20 protein-coding genes are annotated in these 19,653 nt (G+C 63.6%); 9 read left to right on the top strand and 11 right to left on the bottom strand.

The window, feature by feature from the left end; genetic code table 11:
- The coding region (locus CEY05_RS31880; RefSeq protein WP_233161730.1) for a hypothetical protein at window positions 1–216 on the top strand (216 nt) is incomplete at its 5' end.
- Between the two features lie 43 nt (window positions 217–259).
- On the opposite strand, the gene CEY05_RS27490 is transcribed toward CEY05_RS31880, so the two are convergent.
- The gene (locus CEY05_RS27490) at window positions 260–1,003 is read right to left on the bottom strand and encodes a GntR family transcriptional regulator (RefSeq protein ID WP_088600444.1); all 744 of its coding nucleotides are present in this window, start codon (window positions 1,001–1,003) and stop codon (window positions 260–262) included.
- A 158-nt stretch (window positions 1,004–1,161) separates the two neighbouring features.
- Here CEY05_RS27490 and CEY05_RS27485 point away from each other — a divergent pair, with 158 nt between their 5' ends.
- The 3 genes from CEY05_RS27485 to pcaB are packed head-to-tail and all read left to right on the top strand — an operon-like array spanning window position 1,162 to window position 5,095.
- Window positions 1,162–2,481 (top strand): cation:dicarboxylate symporter family transporter, encoded by a 1,320-nt coding sequence (locus CEY05_RS27485; protein WP_088600443.1) that lies wholly within the window; start codon window positions 1,162–1,164, stop codon window positions 2,479–2,481.
- A gap of 40 nt (window positions 2,482–2,521) precedes the next feature.
- Window positions 2,522–3,703: an enolase C-terminal domain-like protein gene (locus CEY05_RS27480; RefSeq protein ID WP_088600442.1), complete on the top strand. Its 1,182-nt coding sequence runs from the start codon at window positions 2,522–2,524 to the stop codon at window positions 3,701–3,703.
- Window positions 3,704–3,727: 24 nt separating this feature from the next.
- Entirely contained in the window at window positions 3,728–5,095 is a 1,368-nt protein-coding gene (gene pcaB / locus CEY05_RS27475; protein ID WP_088600441.1) for a 3-carboxy-cis,cis-muconate cycloisomerase, read from the top strand.
- A gap of 7 nt (window positions 5,096–5,102) precedes the next feature.
- Here pcaB and ydiK read toward each other — a convergent pair whose 3' ends face one another.
- The 5 genes from ydiK to CEY05_RS27450 form a co-directional block, all read right to left on the bottom strand.
- Window positions 5,103–6,206 (bottom strand): AI-2E family transporter YdiK, encoded by a 1,104-nt coding sequence (gene ydiK, locus CEY05_RS27470; protein ID WP_088600440.1) that lies wholly within the window; start codon window positions 6,204–6,206, stop codon window positions 5,103–5,105.
- A 166-nt stretch (window positions 6,207–6,372) separates the two neighbouring features.
- Entirely contained in the window at window positions 6,373–7,344 is a 972-nt protein-coding gene (locus CEY05_RS27465; protein ID WP_088600439.1) for an MBL fold metallo-hydrolase, read from the bottom strand.
- Window positions 7,345–7,433: 89 nt separating this feature from the next.
- Window positions 7,434–7,832: a YchJ family protein gene (locus CEY05_RS27460; protein WP_088600438.1), complete on the bottom strand. Its 399-nt coding sequence runs from the start codon at window positions 7,830–7,832 to the stop codon at window positions 7,434–7,436.
- Window positions 7,833–7,943: 111 nt separating this feature from the next.
- Window positions 7,944–8,684 (bottom strand): class I SAM-dependent methyltransferase, encoded by a 741-nt coding sequence (locus CEY05_RS27455; protein ID WP_143220667.1) that lies wholly within the window; start codon window positions 8,682–8,684, stop codon window positions 7,944–7,946.
- A gap of 168 nt (window positions 8,685–8,852) precedes the next feature.
- Entirely contained in the window at window positions 8,853–10,241 is a 1,389-nt protein-coding gene (locus tag CEY05_RS27450) for an MFS transporter (protein ID WP_233161729.1), read from the bottom strand.
- Window positions 10,242–10,345: 104 nt separating this feature from the next.
- Between CEY05_RS27450 and CEY05_RS27445 the strand changes: the two genes are divergently transcribed.
- Window positions 10,346–11,245 carry a LysR family transcriptional regulator gene (locus CEY05_RS27445; protein WP_088600437.1) on the top strand — a complete coding sequence of 300 codons (900 nt, stop codon included), beginning with the start codon at window positions 10,346–10,348 and terminating at the stop codon, window positions 11,243–11,245.
- Window positions 11,246–11,270: 25 nt separating this feature from the next.
- On the opposite strand, the gene CEY05_RS27440 is transcribed toward CEY05_RS27445, so the two are convergent.
- From CEY05_RS27440 to CEY05_RS27420, 5 genes are all read right to left on the bottom strand, one after another.
- Complete coding sequence (locus CEY05_RS27440) at window positions 11,271–11,900, bottom strand: glutathione S-transferase family protein (RefSeq protein WP_088600471.1); 630 nt, start codon at window positions 11,898–11,900, stop codon at window positions 11,271–11,273.
- Between the two features lie 159 nt (window positions 11,901–12,059).
- A complete protein-coding gene (locus CEY05_RS27435) occupies window positions 12,060–12,689 on the bottom strand; it encodes a glutathione S-transferase family protein (protein WP_088600436.1) in 630 nt (209 codons plus the stop codon).
- Window positions 12,690–12,840: 151 nt separating this feature from the next.
- A complete protein-coding gene (locus CEY05_RS27430) occupies window positions 12,841–13,230 on the bottom strand; it encodes a hypothetical protein (RefSeq protein WP_088600435.1) in 390 nt (129 codons plus the stop codon).
- Between the two features lie 269 nt (window positions 13,231–13,499).
- A complete protein-coding gene (gene prpC, locus CEY05_RS27425) occupies window positions 13,500–14,678 on the bottom strand; it encodes a 2-methylcitrate synthase (RefSeq protein WP_088600434.1) in 1,179 nt (392 codons plus the stop codon).
- A gap of 136 nt (window positions 14,679–14,814) precedes the next feature.
- A complete protein-coding gene (locus CEY05_RS27420) occupies window positions 14,815–15,804 on the bottom strand; it encodes a malate dehydrogenase (protein ID WP_088600433.1) in 990 nt (329 codons plus the stop codon).
- 336 nt (window positions 15,805–16,140) lie between these two features.
- Between CEY05_RS27420 and CEY05_RS27415 the strand changes: the two genes are divergently transcribed.
- The 4 genes from CEY05_RS27415 to sdhA all read left to right on the top strand — a co-directional run bounded on the left by CEY05_RS27415 (window position 16,141) and on the right by sdhA (window position 19,650).
- Window positions 16,141–16,926 carry a GntR family transcriptional regulator gene (locus CEY05_RS27415; protein WP_088600432.1) on the top strand — a complete coding sequence of 262 codons (786 nt, stop codon included), beginning with the start codon at window positions 16,141–16,143 and terminating at the stop codon, window positions 16,924–16,926.
- Window positions 16,927–17,071: 145 nt separating this feature from the next.
- Window positions 17,072–17,485: a succinate dehydrogenase, cytochrome b556 subunit gene (gene sdhC, locus CEY05_RS27410; protein WP_088600431.1), complete on the top strand. Its 414-nt coding sequence runs from the start codon at window positions 17,072–17,074 to the stop codon at window positions 17,483–17,485.
- Complete coding sequence (sdhD, locus tag CEY05_RS27405; RefSeq protein WP_088600430.1) at window positions 17,485–17,868, top strand: succinate dehydrogenase, hydrophobic membrane anchor protein; 384 nt, start codon at window positions 17,485–17,487, stop codon at window positions 17,866–17,868. The genes sdhC and sdhD overlap by 1 nt, the downstream gene beginning before the upstream one ends.
- A gap of 3 nt (window positions 17,869–17,871) precedes the next feature.
- The gene (gene sdhA / locus CEY05_RS27400) at window positions 17,872–19,650 is read left to right on the top strand and encodes a succinate dehydrogenase flavoprotein subunit (RefSeq protein ID WP_088600429.1); all 1,779 of its coding nucleotides are present in this window, start codon (window positions 17,872–17,874) and stop codon (window positions 19,648–19,650) included.
- Window positions 19,651–19,653 lie beyond the last annotated feature (3 nt).

The raw sequence follows: 19,653 nt of genomic DNA, 5'->3' as shown, positions 1-19,653 counted from the left end.
CGACTTTGCGCCGATGATAGTGGACGGACGTCTGTGAAAGTAGGTCATCGTCAGGCTCTTATTGCTCAAACCCCCGCTGGTATCCCCAGCGGGGGTTTGTCTTTGCAGTTCTGTCTTTGCAGTTTTGTCTTTGTACGCGCGGAAAACGTAAAGCCCACCTGGCAGACCTGGTGGGCTTTGTTATTCGGCGACTGGAAAAAGGAAGGCCCCTGGTAAACCAGGGGCCTTATTCATTTGGCCAACGATATTAATACTTCGATTATCTCTGCCCTTGAACACCATCGTGTTTTCTTAACGTCAACGCATACGTAAACCGATCCGCTGGAAATACGCTGACCGTTATTTCAAACGGGCTGCGTCCTTCGCTGGCGTACCAGCGCGTCACTTCCAACGCATGCGTATCCGCTTCGACCCCAAGCGCGGCCGCCATGCGTGCTGGTACGCCGACCGCGCGGATCTCCTGGCGCACCTCATCCACCGTACAGCCGAATTTCTCTTCGACCATTTCGCAGATAAGCCCCGTGCTTTTATGCAATTGCGTACCCAGCTCCGCCCCGATATCCGGATCCAGGAATACATCCGTCCAGCACAAGGGCGCATCGGGTTTCTGCATATCCACCCGCAGCATCGCGACGCGCATCCACTTGCGCAACACCTCGCATTGCAACTGCGCGGCCAGCGCCGCATCGCACACCACGTGATCCGTGGCCTGCACATGCCGTTCGGTCACCACCGCGAATTGCATGAGGTCTTCCAGATCGGACAGGGACCGTTCATAAGCCTTGCGCGGTTGGGCAGCTTCCACCCGTATGCCGGCACGCTTGCGGCGTGAAATCAGCCCCAGGTTCTGCACCACCAGCAACGCCGACCGCACCGTGGCGCGACTGACGCCGTGCTGCTGCGATAAGTCCACCTCGCTGGGCAAGGCGGCCCCGACCGCGAACCGGCCGGTTTTGATCTGGTCGATCAGATCCTGCGCAAGCTCCATATAACGCGCGGCCACGTGTCCTCCCCTGTCATCGTCTATCCGTGACGCGGACTCTACACGCTGCCGGCCGGGTCAACAAATCCAAGGGTAAACCCTGGTTTTCTTCGAAGCATGGCAGCTATAAAGTACGGACATATTAAATAAGTACGTACTTTATACGGAGAGACAAAAGCATGGCAATCCCGTCCGCCGCGGCGACGCCCGGCAAACCCCAACCTTTCTATGCGCGCCTGGGCTTCCAGATCACGGCCGGTATCGTGCTGGGTATCGTCCTGGGCTTTGTCGATCCTCACCTGGGGCAATCGATGAAGGTCTTGGGCGACATCTTCCTGCGCCTGATCAAGACCGTTGTCGCGCCCCTGGTCTTCCTGAATTTGGTCCTGGGCATCCTGGCCGCCGGCGACCTGAAGAAAGTCGGCAAGATCGGTTTCAAGGCCTTGATCTATTTCGAAGTGGTCTCGACCATCGTGCTGGCCATCTCCATGGTGCTGGCCAACTACTCGGGCGTGGGGGTCGGCCTGAACCTGCAGCCCGACGCCGCCGCGCATGCGGCCGCCACCGCGTCCTATGGCAAGGCCGCCGCGCCAATAGGCTTCGATGCCTTCCTGCTGTCCATGATCCCCGACAGCTTCGTCGGCGCGCTGACCGGGCACAGCCTGCTGCAAGTGGTGGTGCTGTCCATCGCCTTCGGCGCCGCGGTGCTGATGCTTACGGCCAAGACGCGTACCGTCGTCGAAGGTGCTTTCACCACCATGTCGGACTGCTTCTTCAAGCTGACCGACCTGGTCATGCGCTTCGCGCCCATCGGGGCGTTCGGCGCCATTGCCTACGCCATCGGCGCCAGCGGCGCGCAGGCCCTGATCTCGCTGGGGTATCTGCTGCTGGTCATGTACGCCATCCTGGCTTTCGTGGTGATCGTCGTGTTCGGCGTCATCCTGCGCTGCTTCGGCATGAACATCTTCCATTTCCTGCGCTACTTCAAGGCAGAGATCGGCATCCTGTTCGCCACCGGCTCCTCCGAAAGCGCCTTTCCCCGCCTGATGGAAAAGTTGCAGGCCCTGGGTTGCTCCAAGCAGACCGTCAGCCTGGTGCTGCCCACGGGCTATGCCTTCAACCTGGATGGCACGTCGGTCTACCTGCCCTTGTGCGTAATGTTCCTGGCCAATGCCTATGGCGTGCCGCTGACCTGGGAACACCAACTGGGACTGCTGCTGATCATGCTGGTGACGTCCAAGGGCGCCGCCACCGTGTCGGGCGGAACCTTCATCGTGTTCGCCGCCACCGTCACTGCGTCAGGCATCCTGCCCATCGAAGGGTTGCCCTTGCTGTTCGGCATCAATCGCTTCACCTCGCAGGCCGTCTGCATCTGCAACGCCATGGGCAATAGCGTGGCAACGGTGGTCATCGCCAAGCTCAACGGCGACTTCGATGAAGGCGTGGCCAAGGCTGAATATCACCGGGCGCTCGGGCGACCCGTCAATGCGTCGCTCTGAGCCCGCAACGTACTCCAAGAAACAGAAGGAACCCAGCATCATGAAAATCACTGCGATCCGTGAGATCTCGGTCCCCATGGAGGGCAATGTCGCCAATGCCCTCGTCAATTTCTCGGAACACGACATCTCCCTGGTGGCACTGGTCAGCGACGTGATCCGCGACGGCAAACCCGTCATCGGCTATGCGTTCGATTCGATCGGCCGCTATGCGCAAGGTGGCATCCTGCGCGACCGCATGATTCCCCGCCTGCTCAAGGCGCCGCCCGAGAGCCTGCTCGATGACGGCGGGCGGCGGCTCGATCCCGCCAAGGTATTGCAGACCGTCATGCGCAACGAGAAACCCGGCGGCCACGGCGATCGCGCCGCCGCCGCGGGTGCCTTGGAACTCGCGGCCTGGGACCTCAACGCCAAGCTGGATGACGAGCCCGCGCACGTGGGTATCTCGCGCCATTACGGTCGCGCCGGCAAGAAGGCGGGGGTCGATGTCTACGCGGCGGGCGGCTATTACTACCCCGACAGCGCCGGCGACGGCACCGCGCGTTTGCGTGAAGAGCTGCTGGGCTACCAGGCGCAGGGCTACCAGGCCTACAAGATGAAGATAGGCGGCGCGCCGCTGGCCACGGACCTCAAGCGTATCGAGGCGGCCCTGACCGTGGCGGGCGACGGCAGCCGGCTGTCGGTGGACGTCAACGGCCGCTACGACCTGCCGACCGCGCTGGCCTGCGCCCGCGCGATCGAGCCTTATCGGCTGCGCTGGTTCGAAGAGGTGGGCGACCCGCTCGACTACGACCTGAACCGGCAATTGACCGAAGCGTATTCCTTGCCGGTGGCCACCGGTGAAAACCTGTTCTCCCTGCCGGACGTCAACAACCTGCTGCAGTTCGGCGGCATGCGGGCGGGCAAGGACATTTTCCAGATGGATGCGGGCCTGTGCTACGGGCTGACCGAGTACGCACGCATGCTGGCCCTGATGGAAGCGCGCGGCTACGACCGGGCCCAGGCCTATCCGCATGGCGGGCATCTGATCAACCTGCACATCGCCGTCGGCCTGGAGCTGGGCGGCTGCGAAGCCTATCCCGGCGTGTTCCAGCCTTTTGGCGGCTATCCCAAGGGTTGCGGGCTGGGCGGCGGGTTGGTCCGCCCCACCGACGCCGCCGGCTTCGGGCTGGAAGAGAAAGACAATCTGCGGCCCTGGCTGGAGAAGTTGGCGACGCCGCGCTGATATTACGGACAACAAGGATTCCTGATGACTATCGCAAATTTCCAAGGCGCCACCACGGTGCTCGACTCCGTGCTGTTTCGCGATGCCTTCGGCACGCCCGCGATGCGCGAAATCTTCAACGATCGCGCGCTCATCGAGCGCTATATCGAGGTGGAAGTGGCGCTGGCGCGGGCCCAGGCGCGCGTCGGCGTGATTCCCGCCGATGCGGCCAAGGTCATCGCCGAGCGGTCTCGCTTTGCCGATCTCGACCTCGATCATCTGCGCCACGAAACCGACATCGTCGGCTATCCCATCCTGCCGCTGGTCCACCAGTTGGTGAAGCTGTGCGGCGAGGAAGCGGGCCGCTACGTGCATTGGGGCGCCACCACGCAGGACATCATGGACACGGCCGTGATCCTGCAAGTGCGTGCCGCGCTGGACATCGTCCACGACGACATCGAGGAACTGCGCCGTGTGCTGGCCGCGCTTGCGACCAAGCACCGCGACACGCCCATGGCGGGCCGCACGCATCTGCAGCAGGCCTTGCCCATCACCTTCGGCTACAAGGCGGCGATCTGGCTGGCGATGTTCGATCGCCATGCCGAACGTCTGGCGCAACTGTGCCCGCGTGTCCTGGTGGGGCAGTTCGCCGGCGCCGCGGGCACCCTGGCTTCGCTGGGCGACCAGGGCCTGGCCGTGCAGCAGGCCCTGATGGAGGAACTGGGGCTGGGCGTGCCGGCGACGACCTGGCATGTGGCCCGCGATGGGTTGGCCGAAGCGGTGAATTTCCTGGGGCTGGTGACGGGATCGCTGGGCAAGATTGCGCTGGATGTCATGCTGATGGCGGCCACGGAGTTCGCCGAAGTCTACGAGCCTTTCGTCACGGGACGGGGTGCCAGCAGCACCATGCCGCAGAAGCGCAATCCGATTTCCAGCGAGTTGATGCTGGCTGCGTCCAAGGCCGTGCGGCAGCATGCGGGACTGATGCTGGACGCCATGGTGCAGGACTTCGAGCGGGCGACCGGGCCGTGGCATGCGGAATGGATCGCGGTCCCGGAAAGCTTCGTACTGTCGGCTGGGGCGCTGCATCAGGCCAAATTCATGTTGAGCGGGCTGATCGTCGACGAAGCGCGCATGCGCGAAAACCTGGGCGTTTCGCGCGGCCTGATCGTGGCGGAGGCCGTGATGATGGGACTGGCCCCGCACATGGGGCGCCAGCAGGCGCATGACGTCGTCTACGCCGCCTGCCGGCAGGTCAACGAACACGGTGGCAGCCTGGCTGAAGTGTTGGCGAACATGCCCGACGTCACGCGCCACCTGGACCGTGCCGCCATCGACCGCCTGACCGCGCCGGAAAACTACCTGGGCATGGCCCCCGCAATGGTCGACCGCGCCGTCGGCCAACGCGGCTGATCCTGGTTCAGACGGGCTCCTTGGTATCTGGCTTGGTATCTGACGCAGCAGGGGACGCCAGCGGCGTTCCCTGTACCCACGCCCGCAGCATGGCTTGCGTGACGGCCAGTACCACGGGCCCGATGAACAAGCCCACCAGTCCGAATGCCAGCATGCCGCCGATCACCCCGGACAGGATCAGCAGCAGGGGTATGCGCACGCCGCGGCTGATCAGCCATGGCCGCATGACGTTATCCATGGTTCCCACTACGATCGCCCACAGCAGCAGCAAGGTGGCCGCGACGTTGGCATCTGCCCGATACAGGAAAATCACGCCGGCCAGCATGGGCAGCAGTGGCCCTATCTGTGCAATGCAAAGCAGCAGCATGACGGCGGTAAGAATGCCGGCCACAGGCACGTCGGCCGCCCACAGTCCGAGCCCGCCCAGCGCCGTCTGCGTGGCAGCCGTCAGCACGATTCCCATGGCGACTGCGCGGATCGCCTGGCCTGCCAGGGTGACGGCCACTTCGCCCGCCGGACCGGCCAGCCGCACCGCGCCGTCGCAGATGAACCTTGCCGCCGCCTCGCCGTGCACATACAGGATGCCCGACAAGACCAGCGTGACCACCATGTGGATGCCGAAAGCCCCCAACACGGCGGCATGGCCCAGGGCCCAGCGGGCCGCCATCGTCAGGTAAGGTTCGACCCGGGCCAGCAGGCCGCCAGGCCCGACATCCGACAGCCGTTGCCATTCGGCCGTCGCGCGCGGGCCGACCAGTGGCACATCGTGGACCCAGGATGGGGGCGGAAACAGGGTATAGGTCGGCAGCCTGCGGATGGCGCCCACGATCTCGTCGGATCGCTCCGCGAAGGTGTCTATCGTCAGGTACAGGGGCAGGACCATGACCACCACCAGGCAGGCCATGAGGATGAGCACCGCCAGCCAGCGCCGGTTGTCCACGCGGCCCTGCAGCCACAGCAGCAGGGGCCAGGTGGCGACGACGATGGTGCCGGCCCAGATCAGGCCGGGAAGAAATGGCCGCAGGATGTACAGGCTGCCGGCGAGCAAGGCCGACAGCACCACGATCAGAAAGAAGCTGCGAGCGACTTCGCTGCGAGGGCGCACGACCATGCGGACTCCCCATTTTCGTGACGGGGCGGCACGATCGGCCGCCCGCGGGGCACGTATATGGTGCCAGAAGCCAGCCGGACGATCCATACGGCTTTAGTCCATGCCCCGGTCGCGCCTATACCGGAGCATTCGCGTGCGCGGAATGTCCGCGCACGCGCCAGCCATGCTATTTGCACCCTTCAGCGCAGCGGCCGTTCGAGTCGAACGCCATCGTCTTCCCCGACAAGGGCACATAGGACGGCGCATGGACCAGCTTGATGAAGACCTCGGTGCGGCTGCCCGGGCGGACCTTGCCGTTGACGGTGCCGACTTCATTGGCGTGCGAGGGGATGACCGAAACCGGCTTGACCAGGTCATTGATCACATAGGCCGCTTCCTTCGGTCCGGTCGTGAAGCCGTCGCCCATGTTCATGACCGCCAGCTTGGCGTGATACAGGCCGCGCACGACGCGGTCCTGGTCCGCCGTCACGCCCGTGTCGCCAGACAGGTAGGTGACCAGGCCATTGCTGAACGTCACCACGAAACCGGTTGCCAGGCCCGCGTCGCCGTAGATACCGGCGGCCTTCATCTCCTTGCCCAGTTCGCCGCCGATGAAGTCGGGGTCGACGCCATTGCTGTGCATGGCCGTGACCGTGGCGATGCGTACGCCACCCAGGGTCGCACTGCCGCCGAAGCGCGCCAGCACCGCATTGGCGGGGTCACCGCCATTGGCCTTGAGCTTGGCGGCGAAGAACGCCGGCATGTCGCTGCCGCTGACGATCTTCGATTTTTTCGCCAGCGCGATTTCCACGGCCAGCGTATTGGGCACGGAGGACACCGATACATCGGGATTCGCGCAGGTGCCGGAATTGGGCGCCTTGTTGTGCGCATTGCCCACGTGGTCGCCGTGCATATGGCTGATCAGGATCAGGTCGATCTTGCCCAGGCGGGGATCGTCGGCGCCGGCCACCGTGCGGCCCGGATCATAGAGAATGCGCGTGCCGTTGGGATCCTCGAAGATCAAGGCGCGATCCTGCGGGCAGAACTCGCCGTCGATGCCGCCCAGTGGCGTGACGCGTACGTTCTTGTTGTCCGCGGCCAGCGCGGCCGTCGAGGCAAGGGTCAGTGCGGCGAAAAGTGCAGTGGTGATTATTCTCATGGCAGCTCCCAGGTGGACCAACAGAGGTGGCTGCGCGAGTATAGAAGCGTGTCGTTGAATTGTCTAAAGGTATACGATCGGCCGAAGCCTTACTTCTGGTGGATGTCGCCGTCCACGTAGAACCAGCGGCCATCTTCCAGCACGAAGCGGCTGGTTTCGTGCAGGCGTTCGCCTTTGCCTTGCCAGCGGCTGCGCGCGACGAACTCCACGGTGGCGTGGGTCTCGTCCTGTACGCGATGTGCCTTGACGCTCAAGCCCAGCCATTTCAGGCCGGGCGGATTGGTTTCGATGTTGCCGGGGCGGGTGCCTGGATACCAGGTGTCGCGGAGATAGTCGGTCAGGTCGAGGACGAACGCGCTATAGCGGGACCGCATCAAGGCCTGGGCATCGGGGGCCTGCAAGTGCAAGGCACCGGCATGCCAACGGCCGCAGCAACTCGAATAGGGGCGGCCGCTGTCGCAAGGACAGGGGGAGGCGTTGATGGACATCGGCATCTCGGAACAGGGATCAGGCGGGACGATACCGCAACTGCGTCAACGCGCGCGCGGCCGGCGGCCCTTTCGCACTTCAGCCCCAGATCGCTGCCCCAGCTGGCGCATTCAACTTTCCGCCGGCGCCCGCGCGGAGACCACCAGCCAACGTCCATACATCGACTGCCTGGATCCGGCCTGTTCCCAGTAGCGCCGTTCCTCGTCGCACCCTGCACGCTGCTTCTTGCGGCGGATGTACATCAGCCCGGGTACGGCGAGGGCATACTCGACCATGCGCTTGGGCTTGGGCTCATCGACGTCATGCAAAGTGATGTCCGTGTAGCCGTACCGGCTCAGCATCAGATGCAGTTGCGTGAATGACCAGGGAATGAAGGGAATATATTCACCGCGCCGCTTGCCCACGGCGGGCGCGAAGCCGGAATGGAAGCCTCGTAACAGGTACTGCAGCCTGGAACGCATATACCAGGTGTTGGGCGTGGTGACGATCAGGGTGCCGCCGGGCCGCAACTGCTTGCGGAAGCTCTCCAGCGCCACGCCGGGATTGCACAGCAAATGCAACGCTTCGCCGCAGACCACCGCGTCGTAGGACGGGCCCATGGCTGGCAGAGGGTGGTCCAGATCGTGTTCGCGTACGTCACGGTAACCGCTGTAGCGAGACGGGAATTCCCACATGCCGACACCGTCGATGTGGATGGAGTCGGTCGCCTGCCCCTTGAAAGTTTGCCCCAGCCAACCGAAACCGCAAGGGGCGTCGAGTATCTCGCGGCAGGCGCGCCGATGCAGGATGGACAGGACGACCGGTTGATAGGGTGGGGACGGCGGAGCGGAGGTATCGGGCTGTTCTTGCATGGGCGTGTGCTGAGTGAAGACCCCCATGCTAACAACGAGTAAGGTAATAGTCAGTTTCAGCGGCGTGAAGGACCGTAATTAGCTGTATACGAGGGCGTCCTTGCAAGGACGGATCGCCCCACAGGCCAGCGGGGCGCCGCGGGCCGCACTCGCGGCGCCGCGAAAATGTCACGCGGCAGGGCTGGCCGGGGTCAGGTAGCGCCATACCAGGCCCACGCCGGCCAGGTAGACCAGGGTGATCGCGCCGAAGGCGACAGGCAGGGAGATGCCCCAGTCGTTCTGACTATGCAGGACGGTCCCCATGAAGGCCACACCGACCAGCACGCCGATCTGGCGATTGGCATTGAGGCTGGCCGCCGCCACGTTCGAATGCATCCGTCCGGCCACCTGCATGACGGTGGCCGTCATGACAGGCACGGCGACGCCCATGCCCAGGTTAGCCAGCGCCAGCAGCAGCGCGAAGATCCAGTAAGCGGTGTCGGGCCGCAGCACCAGGGTGGTCAGGGCCGCGAACACGGTGGAGCTGATGATGCTGGCCAGCAGCGTGCGGTGGGGACCGAAGCGCCCCACCAGGTTCGGCACCGCCAGATTGCCCACGGTATAGACCGCGATGGTGGGCAGCAACTGCAGGCCGGCTTGCAGGGGCGTGGCGTTGCGGGCCTGTTGCAGGAACAGGCTGAGCAGGAACAGCTGGCCGAAGCCGCCGAAGTTGATCAGGAAGCCCAGCAGGTTGGCGGCGCCGAAGCGGGGCGTTTCGAACAAGGCGCGCGGCAGCAGCGGCTCGGCGCTGCGGCGTTCGTGCAGGATGAAGGCGCCGGCGGCCAGCACCGTCAAGGTGGCGGCGCCCACGATAGGCGCCGACAGCCAGCCTTCCACCGGCCCCTGGATCAGGACGTAGCTCAGTGCGCCCAGGGCCGCCATGCCGCAAGCGTGGCTGAGGAAGTTGATGGTCTTGGGATGGCGCGCCACGGGCGTGATGACCTTGCTCGCCAGTATCAGTCCCACCAGGCCCAGCGGCACGTTGATCAGGAAGATGCTGCGCCAGCCGAAACGGTCGATCAGGATGCCGCCCACCAGCGGCCCCGATGCGGCGGCCACCGACACGATGGCCGACCACAGGCCCAGCATGCGCTGGCGTACGGTCTCGTCGGGATAGGCATGGGCCAGCAGGGACAGGGAACTGGGCATGAACAGCGCCGCGCCCAGGCCTTGCAGGAAGCGCGCGGCCACCAGCGCTGCGCCGCTGGGCGCCAGGCCGCACAGCACGGAAGCCAGCACGAACACCGCCAGGCCGCTCAGGTACAGGGTCTTGGCGCCATAGCGGTCCGCCAGGCCGCCGCCGGCCAGCAGCATGGCGGCGAAGGTCAAGGTGTAGCCGTCGACCACCCACACCAGTCCCGCCAACGGCACGGTCAGCTGCTTGGCGATGTCCGTCAGCGCCACGTTCACCACCGTGACGTCCAGGATGGCCATGACGAAGCCGATGGCCAGCGTGACCAGGGGCAGCAGGGGGGCGGCGGGGGTATGCAGGGCAGGGGAGGTAGTGTGCGTACTCATCGTGCGGCGCATCATAACGCCGCCGGAGTGATGCAAATATACGTATTATTGCTGTCCGAGGATGCAGATTCGCAGGCTGCGCGCGTGAACAAGGAACGGATTCCATGGATTGGGACAATACCCGGATATTCCTGTCGGTCTACCGCACCGGCACCCTGCGCGCCGCCGCGGCGCTGCTGCAGATAGACCAGGCGACGGTGGGACGCCGTCTGGCCGCCCTGGAAAAATCGCTGGACGCGCGCCTGTTCCTGCGCACTTCCAATGGCTACGTGCCTACCCGGGCGGGCGAATTGGCTTTGCAGGCGGCCGAGGCCATGGAGCGCGCGGCCGATCAACTGGTGCGCCAGACCCAGGGCACCGACGAGCGGGTATCCGGCACGGTGCGGGTGGCCACATCGGACACCATAGGAAGCCATCTGATGATCGCCGCGGTGCAGCAGGTGCAGGCCGCGCATCCGGATTTGCGCGTGGTGCTGACCACTTCCATGCAGTTGACCAATCTGGCGCGGCGCGATGCCGACATCGCCGTGCGCAACATACGGCCGGATAATCCGGATTTGATTTCGCGCCGGCTGTCGCGGCGGGAGATGGGTTTGTACGCCAGCAAGGCTTATCTGAAAGCGCACGGCGAGCCGCGCCGGGGCACGGCGTTCGAAGGGCATGCGGTGGTGATCTACCAGCGTGCGCTGATGATGACGCGGCCGGATACCCTGGCCGGTGAACCCTATGCGAACGCGCGGGTGGCGATGGAAGTGAATTCGGGCCTGGTGCTGCGGGAGGCGGTGCGGGCCGGGTTGGGGCTGGCCGAGTTGCCGGTGTACCTGGCGGAAAGCGACCCGCGCTTGAAGCGGGTGTGGCCGGATCGCGCGGAGCACTATGACATCTGGATGGTGCTGCATGGCGACCTGCATCGGTCGGGCCGCGTGCGGGCGGTGGCCGATGCAATCGTGGATGTCTTCGCCGCGAATCCCGCGGCGCCGCCGTTATGTGAGAAAAAAGGCTGAGCCGCGTGCCCGGCGGTTTCCTGCGTTATTTATCCAGCTTCACTTCGAAGCCACGCTTGACGCCGGGGCGGGCCATCAGGGCTTCGTACCAGCGCTTCACGTTGGGGAAGTCGGCCAGGTCGACCTTGTGCTTTTCGTGGCGCCAGGCCCAGCCGACGATGGCGAAGTCGGCCACCGACAAGGGGCCCGCGACGAATTCCACTTCGGCCAGGCGGCGATCCAGCACGCCGTACAGGCGGCGGGTCTCCGCCACATAGCGTTGCGCGCCGTAGCGGCGGTCGGCTTCGTTGTCCAGGCCAAGGAAGTGATGGGCCTGGCCGGGCATGGGGCCGAAGCCGCCCATCTGCCACATCAGCCATTCCAGCACCGGGATGCGGTCGGCGAGGCTGGCTGGCAGGAACTTGCCGGTTTTCTCGCCCAGGTACAGCAGGATGGCGCCCGATTCGAACACGCTGACCGATTTTCCTTCCGGACCTTGCGGGTCGATGATGGCCGGAATGCGGTTATTGGGGCTGATGCGCAGGAATTCCGGCTTGTGCTGTTCGCCGTTGCGGATGTCGACGGGGTGCACCGAATAGGGCAGGCCCATTTCTTCCAGCGCAACGCTGATCTTGCGGCCGTTGGGCGTATTCCAGGTGTGAAGTTCGATGGTCATGGATGTTTTGTGACGTAGGAAGTCATTGATCGCCGGATCGCTGCGACGCAGCGCGAGGCCGGTCAACAGCATAGATATACGGGGGATGAGGTTTCGTTAACCTGAAGCGCTACCGATCACCTGCCACCAGCGGTGGCAGTAGCCGCAGCCGCGCGCCGATCAGGTCAAGGCCGGCGCGACGTAGCGCTGGAAGGCAGGGCGCTGTTTTATGCCCTCGTACCAATTGCGCAGGGCAGGCAGGTCCGGACGCTGGATGCCGTCCAGGTCCAGATAGCGGCGGCAGTAGGCGCCGAGGACAATGTCAGCGAGGGAGAAAGCGTTGCCTTCCGCGTACTTGCGGCCGGCAAGGTGGGTGTCCAGCATCCGCCATAGCGCGCCGCAGGCGTCGGCGCCCTTCTGGATGGCGACCATGTCGCGTTCCGCTGGCGGCGTGCGGACCATGCCCCAGAACACATTGCGTTCCGCGGGTTGCAGCGTGGACAGGGTCCAGTCCAGCCAGCGGTCGATGCTGGCGCGCACGCGCGGGGCGGCGGGGTACAGGTCCGGGTGGCCGGCGCCGTATTCCATGGCCAGATAACGCAGTATCGAATTCGATTCCCACAGGACGAAATCACCGTCCTCCAGCGTCGGCACGCGGCCGTTGGGATTCATGGCCAGGTATTCCGGCTCGTTATTGCGGCCGTGCTGCAGGCCTGCGTCGATGCGGTCGTAGGGCAAGCCCAGTTCCTCACAGCACCACAGCACTTTTTGTACGTTGACCGAGTTGGCCCGGCCCCAGATCTTGATCACAAGCGTCTCCTCGCGAAAAGCGCAAGCTTGAACGCAAAGGGGGCGCGATGCAATGGTATGTGGGGCGATCGGCCGCGCAGCGGCGACGGCAGGCAGCGATTCCGTGCCGCGGCGGCATCAGCGCTGCAATGGCATCAGCGCTGCAATGCGTTCAGCGGCGCAGGAGCATCAGCGTCCACAGCGCGATCATGGCGATCAGGCCGACCCAGCAGCCGGCCCAGAGGCCCATCAAGGGCCATTTGAGGCGCAGGGGGACTTTCTTCGGATCGATGTGGGCGAGGATGCGATTGGCATAGCCGAACAGGCCGAATTGCATCTTCGGGAAGAACAGGTGCAGGAAGTAATCCTGCAGGATGCCCGCCTGCAGTACCCGCGGCAGTTTCTTGAACGGTTGCTTGGCCAGCATCGGATGACGCATGGTGTCGTTCAGCTCGTTGAGCTTGAACAGATAGATCGTGGCCAGGGAGACGACCGCGATGAAGAAACAGGCGACAAAAACGTTGAAAGCGACGGTCAGCGCGTAGGTGAGCACAGGGGACATTGGGAAACGGAAGGGGGGACAGCTTTCAGGAAGCGGAAAGGGTAACCCGATCTCTTACATAATTCCTACATAAATACGGAATTTCTGGCGCCAGGGCGTCTGCCTTCTACAACGGCTCCTCCGGTGAAAGAGATTTTTGTTTTTTGGGGGGTTAGCCCCCCAAGGCCCCTTTTTTTGGGCTATCGCCCCAAGACTGCGGTACCGCGCAATGTCGAAGGGTTTGCCTCCGACAAATGAAACAAAGCCGGCGTCAGCCGGCTTTGTTTACATCACTTCCGTTTCTCGATCGGGACGAACTTCCGATCTTCCGGGCCCGTGTAATTCGCGGTAGGCCGGATGATCTTGTTGTCGATACGCTGCTCGATGATGTGCGCGGACCAGCCGGCCGTGCGGGCGATGACGAACAGCGGCGTGAACATGGCGGTGGGTACGCCCATCATGTTGTAGCTGACGGCCGAGAACCAATCCAGATTGGGGAACATCTTCTTGATTTCCGCCATGGTCGATTCCAGGCGCTCGGCAATGTCGTACAGCTTGGTGGTGCCGGCCTGCTTGGACAGCTTGCGCGCCACATCCTTGATCACCTTGTTGCGCGGGTCGGAAACCGTGTACACCGGATGGCCGAAGCCGATCACCACTTCCTTGTTCTCGACGCGGCGGCGGATATCGGCCTCGGCGTCGTCGGGCGAGTCGTAGCGGCTTTGCACTTCGAACGCCACTTCATTGGCGCCGCCATGCTTGGGCCCGCGCAGCGCGCCGATGCCGCCAGTGATGGCCGAATACATGTCCGACCCGGTACCTGCCACCACGCGGCAGGTGAAGGTCGAGGCGTTGAACTCATGTTCCGCGTACAGGATCAGCGACGTGTGCATCGCCTTGACCCATTCATCGGACGGCTCCTTGCCATGCAGCAGATGCAGGAAGTGCCCGCCGATGCTGTCGTCGTCGGTCTCGACGTCGATGGAACGGCCGTTATGGCTGTAGTGATACCAGTACAGCAGGGCCGACCCCAGGCTGGCCATCAGCCGGTCGGCGATGTCGCGCGCGCCCGGGGTGTTGTGATCGTCCTTCTCGGGCAGCACGCAGCCCAGCACCGACACGGCGGTGCGCATCACATCCATCGGGTGGCTGGCGGCCGGCAGCGCTTCCAGCGCCACCTGCAATTGCACCGGCAGGCCGCGCAGGGCCCGCAGCTTCAGCTTGTAGGCCTTCAGTTCGGCCTTGTTGGGCAGCTTGCCGTGAACCAGCAGATAGGCGATCTCCTCGAACTCGCTGGTATCGGCGATGTCCAGGATGTCGTAGCCGCGATAGTGCAGGTCATTGCCGCTGCGGCCAACCGAGCACAGGGCCGTATTGCCGGCCACCACGCCGGACAGGGCCACCGATTTCTTCGGCTTGAAACCCGGCTTTTCCTGCTCTTTGGTTTCCTGGGTACTGGAGGTACTCATTTGTCTGCTCCTTGGCTCAACAACGGTGGGATATTCGATGGTAGCGGCAACCGCTCGCCGGCCACGCGATGAATCAGTCACGCGGGCTGAAAAAATGGGCCCGTTTGCGCGGGCCCATTTTTCAGTTACTGCCGGATTACTTCAGCAGGTCTTTCACGCCATCGCGCTCTTCGAGCAGCTCTTTCAGCGTGAAGTCCATGCGTTCGCGCGAGAACGCGTCGATTTCCAGATCCTTGATGACGGTGTATTCGCCGTTGGCCGTGGTGACCGGCACGCCGTAGATGATGCCTTCGGGAATGCCGTAGGAACCATCCGAGGGCACGCCCATGGTGACCCACTTGCCGTTGGTGCCCAGCACCCAGTCACGCACGTGATCGATGGCGGCGTTGGCGGCCGAGGCAGCCGACGACAGGCCGCGCGCGTCGATGATGGCGGCGCCGCGCTTGCCCACGGTGGGGATGAACGTGTCCTTGTTCCAGGCGTCGTCGTTGATGATCTTGTTCAGGGCCTGGCCGCCGACGGTAGCGAAACGGGTGTCCGGATACATCGTGGGCGAGTGGTTGCCCCACACGACCAGCTTCTCGATGTCCGCGACCGGCTTGCCGGACTTGGCCGACAGTTGCGACAGGGCACGGTTGTGATCCAGGCGCAGCATGGCGGTGAAGTTCTTGGCGGGCAGGTCCGGCGCCGACTTCATGGCGATGTAGGCGTTGGTGTTGGCGGGGTTGCCGACCACCAGGACCTTGACGGTGCGCTTGGCCACTTCATTCAAGGCCTTGCCTTGAGCGGTGAAGATCTGGGCGTTGACGGTCAGCAGGTCCTTGCGTTCCATGCCGGGGCCGCGCGGGCGGGCGCCAACCAGCAGGGCAACGTCGATGTCCTTGAAGGCGGTGCGCGGATCGCTGTGCGCAGTCACTTCCTGCAGCAGCGGGAAGGCGCAATCGTCCAGTTCCATGATGACGCCCTTGAGGGCTTTCTGCGCCTTTTCGTCGGGGATTTCCAGCAATTGCAGGATGACGGGCTGGTCTTTGCCGAGCATTTCGCCGGATGCGATGCGGAACAGCAGGGCGTAGCCGATTTGACCGGCGGCGCCGGTGACGGCAACGCGCATAGCGGGCTTGGACATGAAAATTCTCCGTAAGGGTCGTCGAGAAAAATCTCGGCGAATAGTGTAATCGTTGAGTCCGCCAAAAGCGGATCCCTGCTGACTTTGGAAAAGTCTTTTGCGCCTGCGGAACGATTGCCTATTGCAGTGCAATGACACTACGGTGGAAGCCCCGCTAAGCAGGGCGTATCCTAAGGCGAACATGACGTTTACGTCAATTTGGACTTATATCTTATATAAGACATAAGACGTTGGACATGCGTCATGCCGTTGTGCAACAATAGCGCCGCTCGGCGACAGCCCCGTTTCAGGTACCTGCCTGCGACGTCGCGGCCGCCGGCAAACCGAAAAAAATCAATGGCAGATCCCCGGCTAGAAGCCCCCGCTTGGAATAAGAATGCCGCTGGCCGTCCGGCCGGCGCGAGCGCCGCTTTCAGTCCGCTTTATCGCCAGATCAAGGACCTGCTGGTGCAGAGCCTGGATCGTGGCGAGTGGAAGCCGGGTGAACTGATCCCCAGCGAAATTGATCTCGCTGCCCGTTTCCAGGTCAGCCAGGGCACCGTGCGCAAGGCCGTCGATGAACTGGCCGCCGAACACGTGCTGCTGCGCCGCCAGGGCAAGGGCACTTTCGTCGCCACGCATCACGAAGCGCGCGTCCGTTTCCGCTTCCTGCGCCTGGCCGCCGACGAGGGCGCCGAAACCGAAACCGCCGAAAGCCGCATCATCGACTGTCGCCGCCTGCGCGCGCCGGCCGACGTGGCGCGGGCACTTGAATTGCGCGCCGGCGAAACCGTGTTCGCGCTGCGTCGCCTGCTGACGTTCGGCGGCGTGCCCACGGTGCTGGACGATATCTACCTGCCGGGATCGGCCTTCCGCGGCCTGACCGTGGAAGCGCTCAGCGCCAACAAGGCGCCGCTCTACGGTTTTTTCGAATCCGAGTTCGGCGTGAGCATGATCCGCGCCGATGAAAAATTGCGCGCCGTCTCCGCTACGGAAGAGGCCGCCACCGCGCTGGACCTGGCGATGGGAACGCCCCTGTTGCAGGTGGAGCGCATTTCCTACACTTATGGCGATCGGCCCATGGAAGTCCGTCGTGGCTTGTACCGTACCGATCGCTATCACTATCGCAATAGTTTGAATTGATGGAGTTTTTCAGTCGATTTGATAGCAACCCGTTACATGGGCGAAAATAGATAAGTTTTACCCCCGAGGGTTGAGTCTGGAGACCCGTCCAGGATCCGGCATTCCCGCCATCACGAGTTTTAGTTTCGAGACAACCGAGGTCGTCATGTCCGACACAGCTGCCAAGCCGCGTCCGCAGTTTCGCAATATCACCATTGGTCAAATCGCCAAGTACCGCCTGCCTTTGGCTGGCCGTCTGTCGATTCTTCATCGCGTCAGTGGCGCGTTGTTGTTCCTCTGTATTCCCTTGGTCATCCTGCCGTTGCTTGGCGCCAGTCTGGCGTCGCCTGAAAGCTTCGCCAGCGTGGCCTCGGTGGTGGGCCATCCGATCGTCAAACTGATACTGCTGGTTCTGATCTGGGGCTATCTGCACCATTTCTGCGCTGGCATCCGCTACCTGATGCTGGATCTGCATATGGGTATCGACAAGGAATCGGCCCGCAAGTCGGCCGGTGTCGTGTTCGGGGTCAGCCTGGCGCTGACCGTGGTGTTCGGTCTCAAATTGTTCGGAGTCTGGTAATGGCCGCGAGTAAGAATTACGGGCCCAAGCGCCTGGTTGTCGGCGCCCACTATGGCGTGATGGATTTCCTGGCCCAGCGCCTGACCGCGATCATCATGGCGGTCTATACGCTGGTGCTGTTCATCGGCGTGCTGGTCATGCCGGGCTTTACGTACGAAAGCTGGAAGGCGCTCTTCACTTTCCACGTCTACGCGCTGCCGCTGGGCCAGCTGCTGGTCACGCTGGCTTTCCTGTCGCTGGCTTATCACGCCTGGATCGGCGTGCGCGACATCTGGATGGACTATGTGCGCGCCGTGGGCGTGCGCCTGCTGCTGCAGGTCCTGACCATCCTGTGGCTGGTCGGCTCGGTCGTGTATTTCGCGCAAATTATCTGGAGGCTCTAAGCCGTGGTCGCTGTCAAGAAATCCTTGCCGCGCCGCCAATTCGATGTGGTGGTGGTAGGCGCCGGCGGTGCCGGCATGCGCTGTTCCCTGCAACTGGCCCAAGCCGGCCTGTCCGTGGCGGTGCTGTCCAAAGTATTCCCGACCCGTTCGCACACCGTTGCGGCGCAGGGCGGTGTCAGCGCTTCGCTGGGCAATATGAGCGAAGACAACTGGTACTGGCACATGTACGACACCGTCAAGGGGTCGGACTGGCTGGGTGACCAGGACGCCATCGAATTCATGTGCCGTGAAGCGCCCAGCGCCGTCTACGAGATGGAGCACTTCGGCATGCCGTTCGACCGTAACCCGGACGGCACCATCTACCAGCGCCCCTTCGGCGGCCATACCGCCAACTTCGGCGAAAAACCGGTGCAGCGCGCCTGTGCCGCCGCCGACCGTACGGGCCATGCCTTGCTGCACACCCTGTACCAGCGCAACGTCGCCACGCGGACCCAGTTCTTCGTGGAATGGATGGCGCTGGACCTGGTGCGCGCTGAAAACGGCGACGTCGTCGGCGTGACCGCGCTGGAAATGGAAACCGGCGAAATCTACCTGCTCGAAGCCAAGACCACGGTGCTGGCCACCGGCGGCGCGGGCCGTATCTGGGCTGCTTCCACCAATGCCTTCATCAACACCGGTGACGGCCTGGGCATGGCGGCGCGCGCGGGCATCGCCTTGCAGGACATGGAGTTCTGGCAATTCCACCCCACCGGCGTGGCCGGCGCGGGCGTGCTGATCACCGAAGGCGTGCGTGGCGAAGGCGGCATCCTGCTGAACAAGGATGGCGAACGCTTCATGGAGCGCTATGCGCCCACGCTGAAGGATCTGGCACCGCGTGACTTCGTGTCGCGCTCGATGGACCAGGAAATCAAGGAAGGCCGCGGTTGCGGTCCGGACGGCAGCTACGTGGTGCTGAAGCTGGATCACCTGGGCGCGGACGTCATCAACAAGCGTCTGCCCTCGATCCGTGAAATCGCCATCAAGTTCGGCAACGTCGACCCGATCAAGGAACCGATTCCGGTCGTGCCCACCATCCATTACCAGATGGGCGGCATTCCGGCCAACTACCACGGCCAGGTGGTCGACTGGAAGGATGGCGAGGCCAAGGTCGTCAACGGTCTGTACGCCATCGGCGAATGCGCCGCGGTGTCGGTGCACGGCGCCAACCGCCTGGGCACCAACTCGCTGCTGGACCTGATCGTGTTCGGCCGCGCCACGGGCAACCACATCGTCAATTCGCACCCGGAGCGCCAGCGCGCGCACCAGCAAGTGTCGCAGTCGTCCGTCGATTTCTCGCTGGACCGCGTCAACGCGCTGGAAAGCCGTACCGGTGGCGAGAAGACCCAATATGTCGCCAACGCGATCCGTGCCTCGATGCAGCGTCACTGCGGCGTGTTCCGCACGCTGGACCTGCTGAACGAAGGCGTGGGTCAGATCGAAGAGCTGGCCGAACAGGCCAAGCACATTTCGTTCAACGACAAGTCCAAGGTGTTCAACACCGCCCGTATCGAGGCGCTGGAACTGGCCAACATGACTGAAGTGGCACGCGCCACCATCAAGTCGGCGGCCAACCGTACCGAGAGCCGCGGCGCGCACGCACTGGACGACCACCCGACCCGCGACGACGAGAATTGGCTGAAGCACACTCTCTGGTACACGGAGGGTAGCCGCCTTGACTACAAGCCGGTTCAGATGAAGCCGCTGACCGTCGAGTCCTTCCCGCCCAAGGCGCGTACTTTCTAAGCA

The sequence above is a fragment of the Achromobacter sp. HZ34 genome (assembly GCF_002209485.1).
In the GTDB taxonomy this organism is placed as follows: Bacteria; Pseudomonadota; Gammaproteobacteria; order Burkholderiales; family Burkholderiaceae_B; genus Bordetella_C.
The sequence above is the reverse complement of the archived record's forward strand: the minus strand, read 5'-3'. Positions and strand labels throughout refer to the sequence as shown.

Bases quoted from the DNA above. Each gene is read 5' to 3' on its own strand.
- CEY05_RS27465 (WP_088600439.1), bottom strand. From the start codon at position 7,344: ATGAGAATAATCACCACTGCACTTTTCGCCGCACTGACCCTTGCCTCG.
- CEY05_RS27445 (WP_088600437.1), top strand. From the start codon at position 10,346: ATGGATTGGGACAATACCCGGATATTCCTGTCGGTCTACCGCACCGGC.
- prpC (WP_088600434.1), bottom strand. From the start codon at position 14,678: ATGAGTACCTCCAGTACCCAGGAAACCAAAGAGCAGGAAAAGCCGGGT.
- CEY05_RS27415 (WP_088600432.1), top strand. From the start codon at position 16,141: ATGGCAGATCCCCGGCTAGAAGCCCCCGCTTGGAATAAGAATGCCGCT.
- ydiK (WP_088600440.1), bottom strand. From the start codon at position 6,206: ATGGTCGTGCGCCCTCGCAGCGAAGTCGCTCGCAGCTTCTTTCTGATC.
- sdhD (WP_088600430.1), top strand. From the start codon at position 17,485: ATGGCCGCGAGTAAGAATTACGGGCCCAAGCGCCTGGTTGTCGGCGCC.
- sdhC (WP_088600431.1), top strand. From the start codon at position 17,072: ATGTCCGACACAGCTGCCAAGCCGCGTCCGCAGTTTCGCAATATCACC.
- CEY05_RS27440 (WP_088600471.1), bottom strand. From the start codon at position 11,900: ATGACCATCGAACTTCACACCTGGAATACGCCCAACGGCCGCAAGATC.
- CEY05_RS27450 (WP_233161729.1), bottom strand. From the start codon at position 10,241: ATGAGTACGCACACTACCTCCCCTGCCCTGCATACCCCCGCCGCCCCC.
- CEY05_RS27485 (WP_088600443.1), top strand. From the start codon at position 1,162: ATGGCAATCCCGTCCGCCGCGGCGACGCCCGGCAAACCCCAACCTTTC.
- CEY05_RS27455 (WP_143220667.1), bottom strand. From the start codon at position 8,684: ATGCAAGAACAGCCCGATACCTCCGCTCCGCCGTCCCCACCCTATCAA.
- pcaB (WP_088600441.1), top strand. From the start codon at position 3,728: ATGACTATCGCAAATTTCCAAGGCGCCACCACGGTGCTCGACTCCGTG.
- CEY05_RS27460 (WP_088600438.1), bottom strand. From the start codon at position 7,832: ATGTCCATCAACGCCTCCCCCTGTCCTTGCGACAGCGGCCGCCCCTAT.
- CEY05_RS27480 (WP_088600442.1), top strand. From the start codon at position 2,522: ATGAAAATCACTGCGATCCGTGAGATCTCGGTCCCCATGGAGGGCAAT.
- CEY05_RS27420 (WP_088600433.1), bottom strand. From the start codon at position 15,804: ATGTCCAAGCCCGCTATGCGCGTTGCCGTCACCGGCGCCGCCGGTCAA.
- CEY05_RS27430 (WP_088600435.1), bottom strand. From the start codon at position 13,230: ATGTCCCCTGTGCTCACCTACGCGCTGACCGTCGCTTTCAACGTTTTT.